At 67.8% G+C, this 227-nt stretch carries 1 pseudogene; it reads left to right on the top strand.

Features of this window, described 5'->3' with window-relative positions:
* A pseudogene (locus ACYQ1A_RS21845) lies at positions 1-227 on the top strand (IS110 family transposase); the annotation flags it as partial.

The following is a 227-nucleotide window of genomic DNA, read 5'->3' as shown; positions in this document are numbered from 1 at the left end:
CTGGATGACGCGGGGTTGATGGTGTCGATCGTCAATCCGGCACGGGTGCGGCAGTTTGCCAACGGCATCGGCGTGCGGACCAAAAACGACCGCGTGGACGCCGCCGTGCTGGCGCGTTATGGCGAGGTCAACACGCCGGAGCGCTGGCATGCGCCGCCGGTAGAGGTCCGCACCCTGCAGTCCATGCTGACGCGGCTGGAGGCCCTCAAGGGCGAGCTGGAACGCGA

The sequence above is a fragment of the Silvimonas sp. JCM 19000 genome, from assembly GCF_054652575.1.
This window is presented reverse-complemented; position numbering and strand designations above follow the sequence as displayed.